Genomic DNA, 2,052 nt, shown 5'->3' on the forward strand with positions numbered 1-2,052 from the left:
GGTGCGGGTAGTCGTTCACCCGCTGTTTGGCGGCCGGGATGCGCACCCGGTCCATCAGCTCCACGGCCCGGTCCCGGGCCTCCTTGCGGGAGACCCCCCGGTGCGCCCGGAACATCTCCCCCAGCTGGTAGCCGACGCTGAGCACCGGGTTCAGCGCCGAGAGCGCGTCCTGGAAGATCATCGCGATGTGCCCGCCCCGGACGGACCGCCGGGCGTTGGCACCCATGGTCAGCAGGTCCTCGCCGCGGAACAGGATCCGCCCCGCGGTGATCCGCCCCGGCGGCATGTCCAGGATGCCCATGATCGCCTGCGCCGTCACCGACTTGCCCGAGCCGGACTCCCCCAGCACCGCCAGCGTCTCCCCCGCCGCGACCGAGTAGCTCACCCCGTTCACGGCCTTGGCGACGCCGTCCCGGGTACGGAACTCCACGTGCAGGTCGTCGACCTCCAGCAGCGGCGTCCCGGGTTCCGCGCTCCCCCGACCGCCGCCGATCAGCTCCACCGCGTCCATCAGAGCAGCCTCCCCGGCGCCGCGGCACCCACTGCTGGGCGCAGAGCAACTATCAAGGAAGGGAACGCACTTGGCGAGCCTGTGGCAGATCTCTTTTCCGTCACGGGAAGGGGCGCGTCCCCGCCGGCGGGGACGCGCCCTGGTCGTCGACCGGTCTCAGCCGGCGCCCTTCCCGGCCTCCCTCTCCGCCGCGAAGTGACACGCCGAGTCGTGCCGCGCCGCGCCGTCCAGCCAGGACGGCGCGGCCAGCAGCGGCTCCTCGACCTCGCACCGCTGCTGCGCCTTCCAGCAGCGGGTGCGGAAGCGGCAGCCGGACGGCGGGTTGGCCGGCGAGGGCACGTCGCCGGTGAGCACGATCCGGTCCCGGATCTCCCGCGCCCTCGGGTCCGGCACCGGCACCGCGGAGAGCAGCGCCTGGGTGTACGGGTGGGTGGCGTGGTCGTAGATCTCCTCGTCCGAGCCGATCTCGACCATCTTGCCCAGGTACATCACGCCGACGCGGTCGGAGATGTGCCGGACGATGGAGAGGTCGTGCGCGATGAACATGTACGACAGGTTGAACTCGCCCTGCAGCTGTTCCAGCAGGTTGATCACCTGCGCCTGGACGGACACGTCCAGCGCGGAGACCGGCTCGTCGCAGATGATGATCTCCGGCTTGAGCGCCAGTCCCCGGGCGATGCCGATGCGCTGGCGCTGACCACCGGAGAACTGGTGCGGATAGCGGTTGATGTACTCGGGGTTGAGCCCGACCACGTCCAGCAGGTCCTGGACGGCCTTGCGGCGGTCGCCCTTGGGCGCCACCTCGGGGTGGATCTCGAACGGCTCGCCGATGATGTCGCCGACCGTCATGCGCGGGTTGAGCGAGGTGTACGGGTCCTGGAACACCATCTGGATGTTCCGGCGGACGGCCTTCAGCCCGGCCCCGGAGAGCCGGGAGATCTCCTCCCCCTTGTAGCGGACCGATCCCGAGGTGGCCGGCTCCAGGTTCATCAGCACCTTGGCCAGCGTGGACTTGCCACAGCCGGACTCGCCGACGATCCCGAGCGTCTCGCCCTGCATCAGGTCGAAGGTGACCCCGTCGACCGCCTTCACCGCGCCGACCTGCTTCTTGAACAGGACGCCCTTGGTGAGCGGGAAGTGCTTGACCAGGTCCCGGACTTCGAGGATCGGCCGGCCGCGCGGCACCTCCTGCTCGAAGGCGACCTCCTCCGGCATCGCCGCGCCCAGCGCGCTGGACCCGTTAACGGTCATGGAGGGTCTCCTTCCAGAAGAAGCAGGCACTGCCGCGCCCCTCCAGCGGCGTCCCGTCCTCCTCGGTGACCGGGAACAGCTCCGGCACCTCGGTCCGGCAGCGGTCCCGGGCACGCGGGCAGCGGGGGTTGAACGCGCAGCCCTCGGGGATGCGCAGGAGGTTGGGCGGCAGGCCCTTGATCGCGTAGAGCTCCTGGCCCTTCTGGTCCAGCCGGGGGATGGAGTCCAGCAGTCCCCGGGTGTACGGGTGCGCGGGCCGGGCGTACAGCTCGTGCACCGGGGCGGTCTCG

General features: G+C 70.8%; 3 protein-coding genes. All 3 read right to left on the bottom strand.

Features of this window, described 5'->3' with window-relative positions; all coding sequences use genetic code 11:
- On the bottom strand, positions 1-511 hold a 511-nt coding region (locus ACFWJ4_RS41480), incomplete at its 3' end, for an ATP-binding cassette domain-containing protein (protein ID WP_380554634.1).
- 156 nt (positions 512-667) lie between these two features.
- Positions 668-1,726 carry an ABC transporter ATP-binding protein gene (locus ACFWJ4_RS41485; RefSeq protein WP_380554640.1) on the bottom strand — a complete coding sequence of 353 codons (1,059 nt, stop codon included), beginning with the start codon at positions 1,724-1,726 and terminating at the stop codon, positions 668-670.
- Positions 1,727-1,751: 25 nt separating this feature from the next.
- A partial coding sequence (locus ACFWJ4_RS41490; protein WP_380554637.1) for an oligopeptide/dipeptide ABC transporter ATP-binding protein occupies positions 1,752-2,052 on the bottom strand: 301 nt, incomplete at its 5' end.

Source organism: Kitasatospora sp. NPDC127067 (assembly GCF_042724755.1).
Taxonomy (GTDB): domain Bacteria; phylum Actinomycetota; class Actinomycetes; order Streptomycetales; family Streptomycetaceae; genus Kitasatospora; species Kitasatospora lactacystinica.